The 19,023-nt window shown below is 43.3% G+C and carries 16 protein-coding genes; 2 read left to right on the forward strand and 14 right to left on the reverse strand.

What is annotated here, in order from left to right:
• Positions 1-15: 15 nt before the first annotated feature.
• From B6K83_RS05900 to argC, 9 genes are all read right to left on the reverse strand, one after another.
• Positions 16-2,148: a GumC family protein gene (locus B6K83_RS05900; protein WP_085284035.1), complete on the reverse strand. Its 2,133-nt coding sequence runs from the start codon at positions 2,146-2,148 to the stop codon at positions 16-18.
• A 23-nt stretch (positions 2,149-2,171) separates the two neighbouring features.
• On the reverse strand, positions 2,172-2,681 hold the full coding sequence (locus B6K83_RS05905; protein WP_158088323.1) for a polysaccharide biosynthesis/export family protein: 510 nt from the start codon (positions 2,679-2,681) through the stop codon (positions 2,172-2,174).
• A 72-nt stretch (positions 2,682-2,753) separates the two neighbouring features.
• Positions 2,754-3,917 carry an outer membrane beta-barrel protein gene (locus B6K83_RS05910; protein ID WP_085284037.1) on the reverse strand — a complete coding sequence of 388 codons (1,164 nt, stop codon included), beginning with the start codon at positions 3,915-3,917 and terminating at the stop codon, positions 2,754-2,756.
• 206 nt (positions 3,918-4,123) lie between these two features.
• Positions 4,124-5,431, reverse strand: coding sequence for an amino-acid N-acetyltransferase (argA, locus tag B6K83_RS05915; RefSeq protein ID WP_085284038.1), 1,308 nt, complete (start codon positions 5,429-5,431; stop codon positions 4,124-4,126).
• A 24-nt stretch (positions 5,432-5,455) separates the two neighbouring features.
• Entirely contained in the window at positions 5,456-7,420 is a 1,965-nt protein-coding gene (argH, locus tag B6K83_RS05920; RefSeq protein ID WP_085284039.1) for an argininosuccinate lyase, read from the reverse strand.
• Between the two features lie 19 nt (positions 7,421-7,439).
• The gene (locus B6K83_RS05925; RefSeq protein WP_085284040.1) at positions 7,440-8,684 is read right to left on the reverse strand and encodes an argininosuccinate synthase; all 1,245 of its coding nucleotides are present in this window, start codon (positions 8,682-8,684) and stop codon (positions 7,440-7,442) included.
• A gap of 104 nt (positions 8,685-8,788) precedes the next feature.
• On the reverse strand, positions 8,789-9,709 hold the full coding sequence (locus B6K83_RS05930; protein WP_085284041.1) for an ornithine carbamoyltransferase: 921 nt from the start codon (positions 9,707-9,709) through the stop codon (positions 8,789-8,791).
• Between the two features lie 47 nt (positions 9,710-9,756).
• The gene (gene argB / locus B6K83_RS05935) at positions 9,757-10,548 is read right to left on the reverse strand and encodes an acetylglutamate kinase (protein WP_085284042.1); all 792 of its coding nucleotides are present in this window, start codon (positions 10,546-10,548) and stop codon (positions 9,757-9,759) included.
• A complete protein-coding gene (gene argC, locus B6K83_RS05940) occupies positions 10,545-11,585 on the reverse strand; it encodes an N-acetyl-gamma-glutamyl-phosphate reductase (RefSeq protein WP_085284043.1) in 1,041 nt (346 codons plus the stop codon). Before argC ends, argB begins: the two co-directional genes overlap by 4 nt.
• Positions 11,586-11,902: 317 nt before the next feature.
• Between argC and argE the strand changes: the two genes are divergently transcribed.
• Positions 11,903-13,057: an acetylornithine deacetylase gene (gene argE / locus B6K83_RS05945; protein ID WP_085284044.1), complete on the forward strand. Its 1,155-nt coding sequence runs from the start codon at positions 11,903-11,905 to the stop codon at positions 13,055-13,057.
• A 67-nt stretch (positions 13,058-13,124) separates the two neighbouring features.
• On the opposite strand, the gene B6K83_RS05950 is transcribed toward argE, so the two are convergent.
• Positions 13,125-14,573: a hypothetical protein gene (locus B6K83_RS05950; RefSeq protein ID WP_085284045.1), complete on the reverse strand. Its 1,449-nt coding sequence runs from the start codon at positions 14,571-14,573 to the stop codon at positions 13,125-13,127.
• Between the two features lie 272 nt (positions 14,574-14,845).
• Between B6K83_RS05950 and B6K83_RS05955 the strand changes: the two genes are divergently transcribed.
• Positions 14,846-15,040, forward strand: a complete 195-nt coding sequence (locus B6K83_RS05955; protein ID WP_198951663.1) for a DUF2970 domain-containing protein — start codon at positions 14,846-14,848, stop codon at positions 15,038-15,040.
• A gap of 15 nt (positions 15,041-15,055) precedes the next feature.
• Here the strand turns inward: B6K83_RS05955 and B6K83_RS05960 are convergent, their stop codons facing one another.
• The 4 genes from B6K83_RS05960 to aroK all read right to left on the reverse strand — a co-directional run bounded on the left by B6K83_RS05960 (position 15,056) and on the right by aroK (position 18,968).
• Positions 15,056-15,871, reverse strand: coding sequence for a Dam family site-specific DNA-(adenine-N6)-methyltransferase (locus B6K83_RS05960; RefSeq protein ID WP_085284047.1), 816 nt, complete (start codon positions 15,869-15,871; stop codon positions 15,056-15,058).
• 134 nt (positions 15,872-16,005) lie between these two features.
• On the reverse strand, positions 16,006-17,352 hold the full coding sequence (locus tag B6K83_RS05965) for a hypothetical protein (protein ID WP_085284048.1): 1,347 nt from the start codon (positions 17,350-17,352) through the stop codon (positions 16,006-16,008).
• Between the two features lie 22 nt (positions 17,353-17,374).
• Positions 17,375-18,439 carry a 3-dehydroquinate synthase gene (gene aroB / locus B6K83_RS05970; protein WP_085284049.1) on the reverse strand — a complete coding sequence of 355 codons (1,065 nt, stop codon included), beginning with the start codon at positions 18,437-18,439 and terminating at the stop codon, positions 17,375-17,377.
• Between the two features lie 10 nt (positions 18,440-18,449).
• On the reverse strand, positions 18,450-18,968 hold the full coding sequence (gene aroK, locus B6K83_RS05975) for a shikimate kinase AroK (RefSeq protein ID WP_085284050.1): 519 nt from the start codon (positions 18,966-18,968) through the stop codon (positions 18,450-18,452).
• Positions 18,969-19,023 lie beyond the last annotated feature (55 nt).

The raw sequence follows: 19,023 nt of genomic DNA on the forward strand, positions 1-19,023 counted from the left end.
CAGCCTCAAGCGCAGTTAACCGCGCTTTCTTGCCGCTAACTTAATAATGTTATTGTCTGGGCGATAGTATTTGCTTTGATATTTGCCGGTATCTATGCTCTCGCTGTGGTTAATCACCACACCATCAACAGGCGCATTAACTTGCTGAAGCAATCTTAATCCAGACGATATTTGTTCTCGTTTGGTTTTATTGCCGTGCACTATATATAACACGCTATCAACAAGTTTAGAAATAATAACCGCGTCGCTGACCGCATGCACGGGTGGCGTTTCGATAATAATGCGATCATAAAAGTTACCAAAAACATTGATCAGCATATTAAAACGTTTCATGGATAGAAACGCCAGCGGATTTGCCGGCGAAATACCTGAGGTTAAAATATCAAGCTTTACGCTTTTATCGCGAATAATACATTCATTAATTTGGTGAGTTTTCGCGAGTAAATTAGATAGCCCTGGGCGATGGGGGTCTAAATTCATGTTTTTCGCTATGGTTGGATGGCGCATATCCGCTTCAATCAGTAATACTTTTTCCATTTCACTAAACGAGCGCGCCAAATGTAATGCCACAGTTGATTTACCCTCGTTAGGCACTGACGAGGTGATGGCCATCACTTTAGGCGGCGTTTTTTCTCGGTGAAATAATAATGCAGTTCTTAACGTGCGAATGGCTTCGGTAAAGCGGCTGTCTGTGCTGTAGGCACCCGTGTCTTGCTCTGTATTGGGTCGCTTGATCTTAGGTAAAACCGCTAAAATATCGGCTTCATTAAAGTTATCCAGCTTGCGTCTTGAATTTAGCGTATCAACAAGTAACTCTCGCATAATAATAATGATCGAAATGAACATTAGGGCAAACGCAAAACTGATGGTGACTATCATCACCTTGTTGGGCGCAAATGGGCTTTTCGGTACCACCGCCTTATCAATAAAGCGCACATAAAAGTTCGCTTTATAATTTCCCATGGCATCCGCTTCTTTTAAGCGTACTAAATAATTGTTATAAAGCTCTTGGTTGGTTTCTACTTCACGGCTTAATTGTGAAAACTTATTTTGCAAGCGACTCAAGCGCAGATAGTTTTGCTTTGCGAGCGCTAGCCGCTGTTTCGTGCCATTGACGCGTTCTAACGCGCCCATATAGGCTTTTTCTGTTGAGGTAACAATATCTAAAACTTGCTGATTAATGCGGTTTTGCAACGCGCTTAGCTCGGCATTAATTGCAATAATTTTTGGATGTTTCGGGCCATAACGTTGTGATAGTTCAGAGACTTTACGGGCAATTTTTTCTTCGTTCTGTCGCAGTTGTCTAATGCTAGCATCATTTTTAATACCTTGTAGCTCACTTAATTGCCTAACGTCGTCGGCATACTTTTTCATGCTTTGGTAGGCTATGGCCAGATCATCCGCTAACTTTTCAGTTCTTAGCAGCTCAGACGTTAGCTCTGTCAACTCTGCTCCCACTAGCCCAACGACACCATGAATATCAACAATACCCTCTTCTTCTCGGTAGGCTTGTAAGGATAGTTCGGATAATTGCAGCTTCTTTTCAAGCTCCGTCAGTTGATCAATCAACCACTGTGAGGTGGTTTCTTTTGAAGCACTATGAATTTCATCTTGATATTCTAGGTAAGTAATACCCACCTGATTAGCGATTTGTTGCGATAGTCTTGCCGAGTATGAAGCAAATGAAATTTTCACAAGCTCAGTGCCTGCGATTGGCGCTATCGTTAACTGTTGCTGAAATCGCGCCACGGCTTCCGTCATTGAAGGTGGCGACTTTTTACCACCAAACTTTGCTAAGCCAGCAATTTTGTCATTATATTTTCCACTGTAAAACTCAGGTTGTTCTAGAAGCGTTAGTTGCTTGATCACTCGCTCAGCAAATTTACGCGAGCGCAGTAATTCAAATTGCGTTTGAATTTGCTCTTTACTGGCACTGGACTCATTAAAGGCGTCGTTAATTGACAAAGTGTTAGCGGGTTTATTACTGCCAATTTGCAAAATTGCCGTCGCACGATAAGCAGGCTTAAGTAACGACAAATAAAAGGCAACAATAAACGTGATCACTAAAGTGAAGAAAATAATTTTCCAACGTCGTGTCCAAAGTGGCGTTAAAACTTCTTTCAATGCCACTTCATCGTTCGGGTACATTAACTTATCGTGCCTTGGAGTCTTCAAAAATAACTTTGCTCAATTTCTATTATGTCATCAGGTAAAATCACACTGGTAACCTTGGCTTTAATGACCTTTTTTTCACCTGCCACTAAACGGGTGATATACCAAGCAGATTTAGACGCCCGCGCTGCTAAACCACCCGCAATGGCAATCGCCTTATCTAGAGTCAAATCTTCTTGGTATGAGTAACCCCCTGGTCGTTGCACTTGGCCGTGAATAAAAAACGGCCGATATTTTACAATTGTCACCGAGACTTGTGGGGCAATTAAATAATCACCACGCAAGCCGGCTGCAATTGTATTTGCCAGAGCCTTGGGTGTTAGTCCCAGCACGGCTATATCGGATAAAAATGGAAATGATATCAGCCCTGTTTTATCTATTTTAATATGGCGGGTTAGATCTGCTTCACCGTAAACCATAATCTGAATTTCATCCCCCGCACCTAACTGGTATTCCCCTGCCGTTGCATGAGTGACAATCAACAGTAAACAACACAGCAACATGCGCATATTTCTTCTCCCCATCTGCAAATACGGTTTCGCCACTTTTCTTGGCGCTTAATGGTTCACCTACTTTTAACGCTATAAAGACATTGCGATGCTCAAGCCGAAACGACGGTGCAAATAATCAAAGCGTGCTATATCTGCTGTTAGTGACTGATAGTGGTAACTTAATTGCATGCTCAGCCTGTGATTGAACTGATAGACAATGGCAGTGTTAGTAAAATAATAATCTTCTTTTTGCCGTGTCGTCGGCGAGATAAATTGATCATAATTAACACCCACTGTCGCTAAAAGGCTCAACTGTTTCGTAAAGCTATGTTCAACGTCTATTTGATGACTACGAGTTAAGCGATAGCTGTTGGTTAAGCGATAGCTTGCGTCAAAATGTCGCTGTGACACCAGCTGAACTTTACTGTGATCTGATGGCGACCACATGTAGTTAAAGCGCCACTTAATCGCGTCATCATCGGCTAATGAGTGCTGCGTAAATTTCAGCTGCTGATAACCCACTAAAACGCTTAAGTCACTGATCGCCGTTGTCGACCATTTCACCCCCATTAACGCGGTAATGCTATCGCGATTTAGTATTGGGTTATTGGGGTAATCAGTAATTTCGTAATTAACATCAAGCGCTAAGTAACTTTTACCTGACAGCAAATAATCAAAGCTTGATTTAAGGGCGGTGATTTCAGTATCCAACGGCAGTGTATTGGTTCTACGACTTGTAAACTCACTCGCTTGATAACTGATATCAAAGGTGAATCTTGCCGTTGACGTTGCGCTACCTTGTTGGTAACCCGCGGTAACGCCTGTTGTGACTTGCTCATCGCCCTCAGTCAGCAGTGTTGCTTGTCCTTGGGATAGACCTGTGCCGCGGTAGTGGTATTGATTGTGCCACAATGCCGATAAATATAGGCCTTGATTATGATTGAATTTAAATTGATATTGCGGCGTTAAGCTAAACTCAGTGTGATTATCCGCTTGAAATTGTTGAAAATAGTGACTGGTTAAATTTGTCTCGAAATCAAACGCGGATTGTTCGCTGATGTAACTATAGCTTAAATTTGAACGCAGCTGATAGTAAGTGGTGCTTTGTGGATTGTGCGCCTGATATAAAAAATTATCTATCTGGCCAGCTTCCGTTGCAAGATCAAAACCGAACGCATGCTCAAGTTCAGTTTGAGCGACAGCACTACCTGCGCAAAGGCTTGCACAAATAGTAAAAAGTCGAGAACAATTCATACCTCAAATTTACCTGTTTTAATTATTATTATTATTTATTCGAATTAATCGAGTAATTCGTTGTGCAAACTAGGTTATTTTGCTGAGCTTAGTATGCATAAAAAAGTTAACCTTTGAAATCTTTTGTTACCCAATTGTAAAAAATAGCGATATTTAGAGCAAAAAAAAGCAACCTAAGGTTGCTTTTGCGTAATATGTAATCAATTTTAAATAGTTTTTGCAAACGCTTTTGATTTGCGTTGGATATTATACATGCGTTGTTTGCCTTCGGGCAGCTTGTCGATCGCTTGCTCGCTGTAGCCTTGTTCAATAAACCAATGCGCACTCACCGTGGTTAAGACAAATATTGACGATAAATTTTGCCGCTTTGCTGCTTGCTCTAAGGCTTGGATCAATCGCAGTCCACGGTTACCGCCACGGTAATCAGGGTGGATCACTAAACAGGCAATTTCGCCTGATTTTGCCTCGGGATAAGGATAAAGCGCACCACAGGCAATGATCACATCTTCTTTTTTGATAACCGTAAAGCGGTCTATTTCCAGCTCAAGCAGCTCGCGCGAACGCTTCACTAACACGCCTTCCGCTTCTAACGGCGCAATTAACTCTAAAATACCACCAACATCATCAATACTGGCGGCACTAAGCTGCTCGTGGTGATCTTTCGCCACTAAAGTACCCGAGCCATCACGGGTAAAGAGCTCTTGCAATAGCGCGCTGTCACTGGTGTAACTGACGCAGTGACAACGCTCAACACCTTGTTTACCACATAAAATAATAGCTTTTAATAGTAGCTGCTGTACATGATCTTCTTGCTCGCGCAATAATTGGCTAACGGTTGCCACCCCACAACTTCGGATCAAGGCCCCTTGATTATCTAAAAGCCCTGACTGTTCGGTTAGGGTGATCAATTTATCCGCCTGTAAAGCGATTGCCGCTTGCGCAGCAACATCTTCCAATGCCAAGTTAAACACTTCACCGGTAGAAGAATACCCTACCGGGGACAAGAGCACGATAGAGCCAAAATTTAATTGAGTTTTTATCCCTTGGGCATCAACGCGGCGCACAAGTCCTGTGTATTTATAATCAATACCATCACGAACGCCGATCGGTTTGGCGATCACGAAATTACCACTGCTGACCCGAATTTGCGCACCATGCATAGGCGAATTCACAAGCCCCATGGTCAGTAATGCGTCAATATGAATCCGCAATGAGCCAGTGGCATCTTTAACAGCCGCTAAGGTTTCGGCATCAGTAATACGAACATTGTTAGCAAAATGCTGCGCTATGGCCTGCGCTGCTAGGCGTTGTTCAATTTGCACGCGTGCGCCATGCACTAAAACTAATTTAACGCCTAAGCTGCGCAATAACGCGATATCATGAATGATATTGGCAAAATTATCGTGCTGTATCGCCTCGCCACTGAACATTAAAACAAAGGTTTTGCCCCGATGTGCATTAATATACGGCGCCGCACTTCTAAACCATTTGACATTATTTTCGTTACTATTCATTCAATTACATCACTAATTTGGCCGTTAATTTACTTGTGTTGTTGAGCTCAGCTTATCGCCAGAATCAACCATATATTCCATGGCAATTTCATCATCTGGGTCTTTATGTGGACTTTGCTCGCTATCTTCAATTATATTGGCAGCCAATGAGGCCTTGTCTATCACCTTAAAACCTAACGGCTTGAAATAGTCGGGTATGTAGGTCAAAACAATAATTTTTTGCAACTCAATTTGATGAGCAAAGCCCAATAAATATTGTACTAAGGCTTGCCCTTGCCCTTGCTTATGCGCAGACTCGGCAATCACTAATGAACGAATTTCTGCTAAGCCGGTTTGATAAATGTATAACGATGCACAGCCGACCACCTCGCCTTCGACCTCAGCAACGACGAAATTTTGCACCGCATGAATAATATTGTCGCGACTACGGGGCAAAATTTCGCCGCGCTGCGCCCAATAATCCACTAAGCTTGCGATACTATCGATATCTGACATGCGGGCGCGGCGCACCGACATAGCCGCGGCTTTTTGGGCATCAAGCCGCTGCTTAACTTGCTTTAAGGCTACTTGCGTTTGCTGTTTACCCGGCGCGCCAACAACATTTTCATTCAATATTTCCCGCTCACCCGACTGTACCGTGGCAAGTGCTTGCTTAACTTGACCTCGAGACGTACCACCGAGTGCTTCGCGTTTATCTAAAGTAGATTCAATGGATAAATGTTGATAGACATCTTGACCAATTTTTTCACTATAGCTTTGTAATTGCCCCAAGGTTAGATCTTCTAGCGGTACGCCTTTGTCGATAGCTCCAAGCACCACTTCACCAACAATATGATGCGCTTCACGAAACGGGATATCTTTACTGACTAAGTAGTCGGCTAATTCCGTGGCATTGGCGTAGCCTTGTTGCGCCGCAGCTAAAGTGCGAGAACGATTCACCTTTAAGCCATCGGCCACCAACACCGCCATTTCCATACACTCTTGCCAGGTATCTAAGGCATCAAACAGCCCTTCTTTATCTTCTTGCATGTCTTTATTGTATGCCAAGGCCAAGGCTTTCATGGTGGTCAACATGCCGGTTAACGAGCCAAATACTCGCCCCGCTTTGCCGCGAATCAATTCACAAGCATCTGGGTTTTTCTTTTGCGGCATCAGTGAGGAGCCTGAGCTGACTAAATCACTCATTTCCACAAAGCCGGCTTCACCTGAATTATAAAAGATTAAGTCTTCAGCAAAACGGGATAAATGCATCATAGAAATACTTGCCGTCGCCAGTAACTCGATAACATGATCTCGGTCTGATACCGCATCTAAACTGTTGAGGGTGGCGGTTCTAAAGCCTAAGTTGTGCGCCAGCTGATTTCTATCTATCGCATACGCGGTGCCGGCGAGCGCTCCTGAGCCAAGCGGTGACACATCTAAGCGATAGATGGCATCTTTTAAACGCCCAATATCGCGATTAAACATTTCTACATACGCTAAACACCAATGGCCAAACGTGATGGGTTGGGCTCGTTGTAGGTGAGTATAGCCAGGTAAAACCGTGTCTTTTTCCCGCTCTGCCAAGTTCATTAACGCTTGCTGTAAGGTCACTAAGGCAAATAAGAGTTCTCCGCCCGTTTCTTTACACCACAGTTTTAAGTCTGTTGCGACTTGGTCGTTACGACTGCGACCCGTGTGCAGCTTTTTGCCTAAATCACCGGTTTTTTCAATCAGTGCCAACTCAACCCAACTATGAATATCTTCGGCATCTGAGCCTAAAATCTGCTGTGGATTTTCAATCACCGACGCTTTCAATTCGTTTAATGCGCTAGTGAGCTGTGTTAACTCTTGTTGATTAATAATACCCACAGAGTGAATTGCGCCGGCCCAAGCAATTGAGCCAACAATATCTTGCACTGCCATGCGATAATCTACCGGCAATGAGTCATTAAACTTTTTAAACTGTAAACTTGGCTGCCCTTTAAAGCGCCCACCCCATAATGCCATGGCTAATATCCTCTGCGGTTTAGTTTTGCTTTTTGATGACGGAGTCTGCCTGGTGTAAGGCGGTAATTCTGCTCGATAGACTAAACAAGCGTATAAAACCTTCCGCATGCTTTTGGTCGTAAACATCGTCAGCACCAAAGGTGGCAAACTCTTCAGAGTATAAGCTATTTGGCGAGCGACGTTGCGTGACTTGCGCTTGGCCTTTATATAGCTTAACCACAACATCACCGGTAACTTGCTCAGCAAAAGTTGCCGCTCCAGCAAGTTGCGCTTTCGCTAACGGGGTAAACCAACGACCATCATAAATCACATGTGAAAACTCATGGCCGATACTTTCGCGATACTTTAACGACTCTTTGTCTAAAATCAGTGACTCTAAGCCTTTATAAGCCGCCATTAATACCGTGCCACCTGGGGTTTCATAACAACCACGCGACTTCATGCCCACTAAACGATTTTCCACGATATCGATGCGGCCCACGCCATGGGCAGCGGCTTTGTCATTTAAATACATCAGCGCCTGATAGGCAGACATTGGCTGCTCGTCTACGGCCACTAATTCACCTTGGGCAAAGCTTAGCATGACTTTGCCCGCTTCATCTGGTGCGTCTTGCGGGTCAACCGTCATGGTCCACACTTCTTTTGACGGCTCACACCAAGGGTCTTCAAGCTCGCCACCTTCATGGGAAATATGCCAAGCATTGGCGTCACGACTATAAATTTTTGTTAACGACGCCGAACAAGGAATATTACGCTCAGCTAAATAAGCCAATAAGTCTTCACGCGACACCATATCCCACTCACGCCAAGGGGCAATCACAGTTAATTGCGGCGCTAAGGCGGCAAAACAAGACTCAAAACGTACTTGATCGTTACCTTTGCCGGTGCAACCATGGCAGACCGCGTCTGCACCAACTTTTAACGCGACTTCAACGTGGGCTTTGGCGATCACAGGTCGCGCCATCGACGTGCCCAATAAATATTGTCCTTCGTAAACCGCCCCCGTTTTGATAATTGGATAGATATAGTCTTTAACAAACTCTTCTTTTAAATCGACGACATGGCACTCAGAAGCGCCTGAGGCGATGGCTTTTTCTTTAATGCCGGTCAGCTCATCTTCGCCTTGGCCTACATCAGCACAAAACGCGATAACTTCACAGCCATCATAATTTTCTTTTAACCACGGGATAATGGCCGATGTATCTAAACCGCCAGAATAGGCTAATACGACTTTTTTAATGTTTTTCTTTGCTGCTAATGCCATGATTTTTTTCCTTTACAATATGTTGTCATCAGTCTAGCCAATGGCGAGACAGATAGCGTATTTTAAAATTTATGTCGAGTTTACTACTGCAATGACGTGCTAACTTAGTCAGCCAATAACGTGACTAAGACCGCATTTTGTGCCCACATGCGATTTTCAGCAGACTGAAACGCCACTGACATATCACTATCAAACAATGCGGTACTGATCTCTTCTTCAAGGTGCGCCGGCTGACAATGCATCACAATGCTGGCGCCTGCTTTGGCCATTAATTGATGATTCACTTGATAGCCAGAAAATGTTGCTAATACTGCTGCTTTCTTCGTGGCATTTTCATCCCCCATAGAAATCCAAGTGTCAGTATAAATAGCATCTTGTTGCCCTAACTCACTAATATCTGTGCTCAGGTGTAATTTCGCCCCTGAGTGGGCGCTCAAGGTTTGCGCTTGCGCAATAATTGCCTCATTTGGGCCATGCCCTTCGGGAGAGATCAAGGTAAAGTCGACACCTAAGATGCTCGCCATCAACATTAATGAATTAGAAACATTGTTTGCATCGCCAACATAGGCAAGTTTGACTTGCTCAAGGTTGGGAAAATTTTCTGCTAAAGTGACAAAGTCTGCCAATGCTTGGCATGGGTGATATACATCACACAGCGCATTGATAACAGGCACGCTGCCATGCGCTGCTAGTTCAGTAATCGCACTATGGTGAAATACTCGCGCGACAATGGCATCGGCATAGCACGAAAGGTTTTTCGCGTAATCACTGACTCGCTCACGCTCGCCCAATTTGCCATTTTGCTGGCCAAGATAAAGGGCATGACCACCTAATTTATTGATACCAATATCAAAACTGACATGAGTTCGTAAGGACGGTTTCTCAAAGATCATGGCCACGGCTTTACCCGCCAAGGCATGAGAATAGTTTTCTGGCTGTTGCTTTATCGCCCGCGCTAACGCGATTAAATCTAATATTTGTTGTTTATTGAGCTGATCATCAGCTAAAAAATGGGCTAAATTCATCAAGGTGTTCCTGTAGCAAATAAGTTAACGAGTACTATTATTAATATTTAACAAGCACTCGGTTGTATGCGGGTGCCAATACTGCCCCCATCGAGCAAAGCAATAATTTGCTCTGGCGATTGCCAGCTGGCAACCGCGATGCTTCGTCGTAACTTATTCGCTGCTTGGAACGCGGCATTGACTTTCGCTGTCATACCACCGGCGATAACGCCTTGCTTAATTAATTGCTGAGCTTGTTGCTGATCTAATGAGCTTAAATACTCACCAGTTGCCCCTTTGACGCCATTAACATCGGTTAATAACAGTAAGTCGGCATTTAAAAGTTGACAGATTGCAACCGCAGCATCGTCAGCGTTAACATTCACCAAGTCGCCATTATCTAATGCGCCTATGGATGAAATAATTGGTAAAAACTTCGCTTTCAAAAGCGTATCTAATAGTGTGCTGTTATAGGGGCTAGGTACACCCACTTGCCCGAGTTGCTTAGTGCTTAATTGACACTTAACCATTTGCCCATCTGCTAGCGATAAGCCCACGCTGGGTAAATTTAAGTTCACGGCGCAGGCAACAATCGCCTTATTAACGTGACCTGCCAAGGCACCACTAATAGTCGGCATTTGTGCTTTCGGTGTAATCCGCAAGCCCGCTTTTTTCTCTGTGCTAAAGCCCGCTTGCTTAAGCATTTCATCAACGACACAGCCACCGCCGTGCACCAAGACTACCGGCTGATTTTTTAACTGTGAAATTACGGTTAATAACGCCATTAATGCGGTTTTATCGCCCTGATTGTAGCCGTCTAATATCGCACCACCAATTTTCATCACCAGAGGTTTTTTCATCCCTGACCTCCTTGGCTCAGCAAACTGTGATCACTGGCTAAGCCTAAACTAATGTTTAGACATTGCACCGCTTGTGCAGCAGCGCCTTTAAGCAGATTGTCTATGGCACAACTCACCACAACGACCTGCTTTTCTTCGTCAACTTGCCAATACAAATCCGCAAACGGTGAATATGCAACGTCATCAATTTTTGGCCAGCTATCGCGTAATCGCACCAAGCTTTGTCCTTGATAGGCTTGAGTAAAAGCCTCGGCAACCTGATGTGCATTAACCTGAGCTTTTAATGGCACAGTAGCTGTAATAAGCAAGCCGCGTTTATAAGGGGCTAAATGAGGGTTGAAGATAACGTCAGCGTGAGCCTCTTGGCTGATCTCAGGCTGGTGTCTGTGTTGTAAAATGTTGTAGGGCGTTAAGCTAACCTCGCAAAAGCTTGTTGATAAAGCCGCCTTACGACCTGCCCCACTAACGCCACTAATACCATTAACCACGATTAAGGCATTTTCTTGCTGCAGCTTATGTTGGGTAATTGGCTTAAGCGCTAGCAAGCTAGCAGTCGGATAACAACCGGGCACAGCAATTAGTTCGCTGTTAGCAATGCCGTCGGCATGCCACTCGGCTAAGCCATATTGTGCTTTCTCTAGTGCTGCCAGTGCTTGGTGCTCAAAACCATAATGTTGAGGGTATAAACTCGGATCTTTTAAACGAAAACCGCCGGATAAATCAAACACCTTAATGCCAACATCTAAAAAGGCTTGTGCCCATTGCGCGCTAAACTCATGAGGGGTGGCAAAAAATACTGCGTCAATATCGTGTGACGTTGAACTCAAATGTTGCTCAAACCATTGCGGAGAAAAAGATTGCAGGGGTAAATCACAGATCCCCTGCCAACGAGCATGTAATTTTGCAAAAGTTTTTCCGCGAGCACTGCTCTGCTCAGAAACCAATAAATGCTTTAGTGTGACTTTGTTATGCAAAGTTAATAGAGCGATTAACTCAGCACCAACATAACCACTTGCACCAATAACGACGACCTTCATTTAACTACCACTTAATTTTATGGTGAGTAAAACAGCAACAGCATAAATTTCACTACGCTTATATTGCAATTCTATTCAACTTTGACTATTTAATTTCTAGTGTTTTTGTCTAATTAGCACCGTAACTAGAAAACTTTCTCTTACCTAAATTAACAATTTAAAAACTGTCGTCGTCGCAGAGTTGATTGAATTACAAACATTTTCATCTTGGTGTTTAATTAAGCTATTTACATTGTGCAGTTAAAGTATCATTATAAATCTAGTTATGCAACAATTTAGCATAATTACCCATTAAATATTTTTACGAGTGACCTCAGATGCTCAACCATAAGCTACCCACCTTTACCCAAGCCATAAGCCAACTCATTGCTCAGCCCAGTATCAGTTCATCACAAGCAAGCTGGGATCAGAGTAATGCCGATGTTATTCACCTCTTGGCGGCTTGGTTTGAAACCTTAGGCTTTACCATCACCATACAAGCGGTGCCTGGACTCAAAGGCAAACTAAATATGCTCGCTAAACTCGGTAGCGGCACTGGCGGATTATTACTGGCAGGCCATAGTGATACCGTGCCATTTGATGAGCAGCGTTGGCATTCGGATCCCTTTAAACTTAGCCAAAAAGATGACAAGCTTTTTGGTCTTGGCAGTTGTGATATGAAAGGTTTTTTCGCTTTTATTTTACAAGCCTGCCAGCCATTAGCGCAAAAGCCATTAAAGAAACCTTTATATGTGTTGGCAACCGCCGATGAAGAAACCACCATGGCAGGCGCACGCTTTTTTGCTAACAGTGGTATTATCAAGCCTGATGTGGCTGTGATAGGCGAGCCAACCAACCTAGTGCCTGTCGTCATGCACAAAGGACACATGTCACACAAGATCACGGTTAAGGGCCAAGCGGGCCATTCAAGTAACCCAGCGCAAGGGGTTAATGCAATTGAAATTATGCATCAGGTGATCAGTCAGTTATTTACACTGCGAGACGCACTAAATTTAAAGTATCAAAATCCCGCCTTTGATGTGCAAACGCCAACGTTAAATTTAGGTGCCGTCCATGGCGGTGACAACGCTAACCGTATTTGTGGTCACTGTGAGTTAGATATAGATATGCGCTCGCTACCTGGCATGAAAGATGAAGAGTTAGTCGCTTGGTTAAGCAATAGCTTAGCCACCATTGCAGAAAAATATCCAGGTAGGTTAACGATAACTGAGTTAGACCCTAGCTCGCCAAGCTTTCAGCAAAACGAGAACAGCGACTTAGTGCGTCACGCTGAACAGTTTTCCGGTCATAGTTGTTGTGCGGTGAATTACGCCACGGAAGCACCATTTATTCAGCAATTGGGTTGTCAAACCATAGTGTTAGGGCCAGGTTCAATTGCACAAGCACACCAACCAAACGAATTCTTAGCATTAAGTGAAATTAATAAAACTGAAAGGTTACTGAGTCAACTCATTCACCAATACTGTTTTTAGCTGCCGACTTTAAACACATTGAGCGTATAACACTATCAGCGCACCATGGCACGACTAGGCTCAGCGACTATCGATCGCGAATCCATAACTTTTGGTGCACTTTGCTAGCAAAATATTCACCCGGATGCCAGCAGCGCGGAAGTAAATCAAGTTCTTTGCGCTCAAGGTAGTTTGAGGCGAGCAAGGCCAGTATTTCATTTAATCGTTCTTTGGTGATGGTTGAAAAGGCTTGCGCTGTGGCAACAAAGTAAAGGTTATGACTTTCATGGATAATTAAGTCATGGCCGAAGCCAATAAAGGTTAAATGTCGAGTGGCCATTCGACACTTGGGTTCATTTGGCTTTTCTGGGTAGAGTTGATTGACAATAGCATATTCATAGCGCAATTCTTGATCCACTTCATATGGCACATAAATCACACCATAGCCTTGTGGAAAGTCACCTGTTATCTGATATAAAGCCTCCACCACGGCAACACTACAAGTACCACGCTGCGCGTTTTGATATAAAGCCTGATAAACTTTTGGCAGCAATTTGTAGTTATAACTGGCTTTGGTCGATAACACGATTGAGCTGTATATTTGAGGAACTTTTAACAAATTACCTAAACCAAGCTTAGGGTTAATGCTGCTTTTCAGTAAACGCTTAATAAATGTTAGCTTTTTGTTTTCTGCAGCCAAAAAGTGCGAACGCTCTGTTTTACAGTTACCTAAATAGATACCGGCGCCAATGCCATTTAGCAAATAAGTAAGGGTTTCTCTATAGTTGATTTGTAGCAGTGCTTTACGCTCAGTCGTACTGAGGGTTCGAAACTTATCGAGCTTGCCATCAGCGCCGTGCATGATACGTTGTGCATCAGGGTGATAATTGCCAATATCTTGCAATAACGCCGCCATCAGTACCGGAATTTTAACGGCATCAACAAAACCTTGATAAGCAGCCGGATTTTCACCACGCAAGGCTCGCACATCGTTTGACGAGACTTTCGCTAATTCACTTGTGATATACGTATCGGGTAGTAATTGCTGCAGGCAAACCTCGTCCAATAACCTTAAGGCTAAAACTGCTTTGTATAGGGGTTTATGTCGCTCGTTGGTCGCAGCAATTTTATTTCCTTCCGTTGGCGATAATAGCTGGATGGTACCGAGAAATTGCGCACTTTTACGCAATGTTTCTGCATAATTTTCACCTTCACAAAGCTCAATAATGTCACGGCAAATTTGTTGTAAATGCTGGTAACGTTCATGACTCTCAAAGCGCAGCTGCTTAACGAACTCTTGCCGTTGCCGCTCAAGCTTACTTTGTTTTGCATCAACTTTAGTACTGACAACTGTCGTTAGGTAGTCAATATCTTTATTCAGCTTGTTTAACTTGTGATCAGTACTAGCCGCTGACTGATAATAGTCAATGGCTCTTTCCAATACTGAATCCTTTAAAGGGCTGCAACCGTAAACTTTACTCAACAAGCTTTTTACTTGTGCAGTAAACTTAGTGTCCCCGGCAAAATATTTTGACATAAATTCCGTACTTTAAGTGTTGCGGTTAATGCGCCAAGATCACGCCTTGTGGTACTTGTGCTACAAACTATATTAGCTGATTATTATCAAGATTAACCACAGATAAATTAACTAAAATATAAATACTTAGCGATACGCTTGCCATGGTGGGTAACGTAGAGAGATTTCGCCGAGGCACTTGTTTGTATGTCGGCACTATCACATACTGGTAATAGCTCAGTTAACATAAGGCGATTAAGTGGTGAAATTAATGATAAGAAGGCACAGAAATAGTGAATCATTTAACGAGTTTTAAAGATACCCTAAAAAGCGTCGCAGCAGCATTTTTTGGCGTGCAAAGCGATAAAAACAGACAGCGAGATTTTAGTCAGGGTAAAATCAGCCACTTTATTTTCGCTGGGATCATCGCGGTGGCAATTTTTATTGGTGCATTACTGACGATTGTAGCCCTTGTTGCTCCAAGCTAGCTCAGCGTAAAACAACTAATAAAGCGCCAGTAATTCTGCCACTTTCTCGCGTTTACCCACTTTTTGACTTATGGTTCGCGATACCGCAATAGAGGTCTGCTTTTTTGCATGCTCATATATTTTACGCGTCCAAATGGTATCGTGATTGCTGATCAGCACCGATATATTGGAAACTTTAGTCACTTCTTCAGCCACATTCGCTAAATCTGCCTGTTCATCTAAACCAAAGCCATTGCCTGCATAGCTGGTAAAACTGGCTGTCTTACTCAAGGGAACATAGGGCGGATCACAATAAATCACATCACCTGACTTGGCATGGGCAAACGTTTGACGATAGCCATCGCAAATAAAAACCGCTTTCTGCGCTTTTTCAGCAAAATGCCATAGTTCCGCTTCTGGGAAGTAGGGTCGCTTATATTTGCCAAAAGGCACATTGTAGCCACCTGATTTATTGTAACGGCATAAGCCATTATAGCCATGGCGGTTCATGTACAAGAAAACTAGTGAGCGAAAATAAGGATCAGCACTGGCATTAAATTCTTTACGCAACTGATAATAAGACTCAGGCTGATTGTTTTTAATTGAAAAAAAACGCCGAGCATCATTAATAAATTTGTCTGGTGTTTGTTGCACTATGCGATACAAATTCACCAAATCTTGATTAATATCATTGAGTAAATATTCTTCATAGTCACTATTTAAGAATACTGAACCAGCGCCAACAAAGGGCTCTATCAAGCGTTCACCTTTGGGCAGTAATGAATTAATAACATCGCTTAGCGCATATTTTCCACCCGCCCACTTCAAAAATGCTCGATGTTTCTTCTTCATTGTACTTACAGACCTAAATAGTTAATAACAGATGAAAAGCATCTTAACAATATGCGGGGATTGTAGCCTGTATCAAGTGCGCACGCATTAAATAATTATCGCTAATAATGCGCCATTATCTGTCTCGGCTTAAGCTATTGGCGACTTAGTAAGGCCTGTATTTCTTTGTGAATCACTGCAACCGGTTTTATCCAGGGCTGTCGGGTAAGTAATGCCTGAGGTAACGCTGCTAAAGCTGATTGCGCACTGGCTTTATCGTCATAAATTTGACTGGTGATCACGAGCACAGGTTTACCATTAAGTAAGCGCTGATAGCCATAATACTTAATGGCGGTCAGCTCAGCTAAAAAGTCAGGCGGTAATGTTAAGTCACTTAACAACGCAATTTGAATGGCATAACCGGAACGCTTAAGAAAATACTCATTATCAATGCGTACTTGTGATAGCTGATTGGTGTGACTGGTTTTAATTGCCGTCGGCGCCTGACTCTGTGTAACACCAGTGTCTGCTAATTGTTCATTAGCCGCTTTACTTGTGCTAAGCGCTAAAAACATCTCCTGCGCAGACGCTGCCTCAACAGGTAATGCGGCATTAGGAAACGAACTTGGCATAACTAACGCATGGTAAATATCATTGACATGAGCAACTTGTGCTTGCGGTATTTGCGCCTGATTTACCACGGCTGTGTCTTTGCTAGCCGCGTGCTCAAGGCCGATGTTCTTCTCTACAAGCGCTGGCTCAACTTGTGAGTGCGTTACTGGACTGTCAGGTTCATCAACTAATATTGGCGAAGTATCTTGTTGAGTGACCTGCTGTAGCCATATAATCGTGATGAGGGTGGCGACAAATAGCAGCATTAATAACAGCATTAACGCTTTGTTTTCTTGTAAAAAGCCTCGATGATTGCCTGAGTCAGTAAAAAGTGCAGAGCTCATCGCTAATAACTGACCCGATTGCGCTGATAGCAGTGCCAATTTATTTGAAAATAGCGCTTTGTTATCTGCTACTTGCTTGCCTGCAGCTGCGCTGGCAAACATAACGACATTAATCGATAATTTTGCCTTTTTTGCTATATGTGTTAATTGCGTGAGTTCATGTAATATTTGCAATGGTAAATACTGGGCCTTATCTAAGACGATACTGATCGTTTGCTCAGACTTTCGCGCGAAATTAATCACACTCACCGCTAATGATATTTCGGGATCGAATAGTTCGCCACTAGCAAGTTGCTCAATAACACGGCAACGAATTTGAATATCATTAAACTGGTTCGATAGGGAAATATAAGCAGCGTTATGCTGCTCAGGTAAGCTCGCTAAGAATTGTCCGGAAATAGCGGCATTTTGTTCAGCGCTTTCATCTATGACTAAGATCGCTTGTTTAGAAAAGCGTAAGATATAATCTATGCGTGCTAAGGCACTGATGCGAGTCACACTGGGTTTGTTTTTTGATAAGTCGATATTTTTTACGGACGTCGACATGCTTCACCTATTCTAGCTAAAATTATAGAATTTGTTGAAGCAGGTCCTCGCTAACATCGTCGTTAATTTCAGACTTGCCAATAGCGGTAGGTAAAATAAAACGTAGCTTACCAGCTAAATTCTTTTTATCGCGACGCATATGGCAAATAAACTCGTTAAAACCCATATTTTCTGGCGCTTGTAAGGGTAAATCAAACGCAGAAAGTAGAGCTTCAATGCGACGAAGATCTGACACTTCAAGCAAATTCATTGCTACTGATAGTTTTGCAGCAAGTACCATGCCAGTGGCGACCGCTTCACCGTGCAACCATTTTCCATAGCCTTGATCCGCTTCAATGGCGTGGCCAAAGGTGTGGCCCAAATTTAATAACGCTCTAACGCCAGCTTCAGTTTCATCTTCCGCGACAATATTTGCTTTACACTGACAGCAACGCTCGATCATTTGCGTTAACACAGCAACATCACCTTGCTGTATGGCATCAATATGTTGTTCTAGCCAATTAAAAAATTCACCATCACCAAGTATGCCGTACTTGATCACTTCCGCCATGCCAGCATTAAATTCTCGAATAGGTAAGGTGTTAAGACTGGCAAGATCAATCACTACCGCTTTGGGCTGATAAAACGCCCCGATCATATTCTTACCTAAGGGGTGATTGACGGCGGTTTTACCGCCCACAGATGAATCAACTTGCGATAGCACTGTGGTTGGGATTTGAATAAAGTCTATGCCTCGTTGATAGCATGCTGCAGCAAAGCCCGTGATATCACCGATCACACCGCCGCCTAAGGCAATCAAGGTCGTGTCTCGACCATGATTTCCAGCCAACAAGTGCGACATAATATGTTCAAAGTTTGCTAAGTTCTTTTCAGCTTCGCCATCAGCTAAAATAACTTCATCTACGTCGAAAGCACTCAGTGCAAGCTTGATTTGAGCTAGGTACAGCGGCGCAACAATTTCATTGCTAACGATGCAAACTCGCTGACTTCGAATATGTTTAGACAGCAGATCGCGATTGTTAAACAGGCCACTGTCTATATAGATAGGGTAGCTACGATTGCCCAATTTAACTTCTAGTGTGTTCATAAAGAATCGCTTAAAAGTCTAGACGCTCAACTATTTTACTTGCCACAACTTTCGCGCTTTGATCGTCAGTTTGTACAATCACATCAGCGATTTCTTCATACAAGGGGTTACGCTCAACAGCTAACTTTTCAAGTACAACTCTCGGCTCTTCATCTGTTTGTAGTAACGGACGACGTCTATCTCGCTGAGTACGTGCAACTTGCTTGTCAATGGTGGTCTCAAGATAAACGACTATGCCGCGCGCTGATAAGCGATTTCGCACTTGCGCACTGATCACAGAGCCACCGCCAGTCGCCAAAACAATACCTTGTTTTTCACTTAAGTCTTCAATTACTGATTCTTCTCTTTTACGAAAACCTTCTTCGCCTTCAAGATCAAAAACCCACGCGATATCTGCACCAGTACGACGTTCAATTTCTTGATCGGAATCAAAGAACTCTAAATGTAGCTTATCTGCTAATTCTCTACCAATGGTGCTTTTGCCTGCGCCCATTGGGCCCACAAGGAAAATGTTACGTTTTTCTGCCATTAGATTAATTAATACTCGTTTATTTATTACGTGAACAGGTAAGAGGGAACCCCCC

The organism is Colwellia chukchiensis, assembly GCF_002104455.1.
Lineage (GTDB): Bacteria > Pseudomonadota > Gammaproteobacteria > Enterobacterales > Alteromonadaceae > Cognaticolwellia > Cognaticolwellia chukchiensis.

Coding starts and splice junctions, on each gene's coding strand:
- B6K83_RS05900 (WP_085284035.1), bottom strand. CDS start 2,148: ATGTACCCGAACGATGAAGTGGCATTGAAAGAAGTTTTAACGCCACTT.
- B6K83_RS05905 (WP_158088323.1), bottom strand. CDS start 2,681: ATGCGCATGTTGCTGTGTTGTTTACTGTTGATTGTCACTCATGCAACG.
- B6K83_RS05910 (WP_085284037.1), bottom strand. CDS start 3,917: ATGAATTGTTCTCGACTTTTTACTATTTGTGCAAGCCTTTGCGCAGGT.
- argA (WP_085284038.1), bottom strand. CDS start 5,431: ATGAATAGTAACGAAAATAATGTCAAATGGTTTAGAAGTGCGGCGCCG.
- argH (WP_085284039.1), bottom strand. CDS start 7,420: ATGGCATTATGGGGTGGGCGCTTTAAAGGGCAGCCAAGTTTACAGTTT.
- B6K83_RS05925 (WP_085284040.1), bottom strand. CDS start 8,684: ATGGCATTAGCAGCAAAGAAAAACATTAAAAAAGTCGTATTAGCCTAT.
- B6K83_RS05930 (WP_085284041.1), bottom strand. CDS start 9,709: ATGAATTTAGCCCATTTTTTAGCTGATGATCAGCTCAATAAACAACAA.
- argB (WP_085284042.1), bottom strand. CDS start 10,548: ATGAAAAAACCTCTGGTGATGAAAATTGGTGGTGCGATATTAGACGGC.
- argC (WP_085284043.1), bottom strand. CDS start 11,585: ATGAAGGTCGTCGTTATTGGTGCAAGTGGTTATGTTGGTGCTGAGTTA.
- argE (WP_085284044.1), top strand. CDS start 11,903: ATGCTCAACCATAAGCTACCCACCTTTACCCAAGCCATAAGCCAACTC.
- B6K83_RS05950 (WP_085284045.1), bottom strand. CDS start 14,573: ATGTCAAAATATTTTGCCGGGGACACTAAGTTTACTGCACAAGTAAAA.
- B6K83_RS05960 (WP_085284047.1), bottom strand. CDS start 15,871: ATGAAGAAGAAACATCGAGCATTTTTGAAGTGGGCGGGTGGAAAATAT.
- B6K83_RS05965 (WP_085284048.1), bottom strand. CDS start 17,352: ATGTCGACGTCCGTAAAAAATATCGACTTATCAAAAAACAAACCCAGT.
- aroB (WP_085284049.1), bottom strand. CDS start 18,439: ATGAACACACTAGAAGTTAAATTGGGCAATCGTAGCTACCCTATCTAT.
- aroK (WP_085284050.1), bottom strand. CDS start 18,968: ATGGCAGAAAAACGTAACATTTTCCTTGTGGGCCCAATGGGCGCAGGC.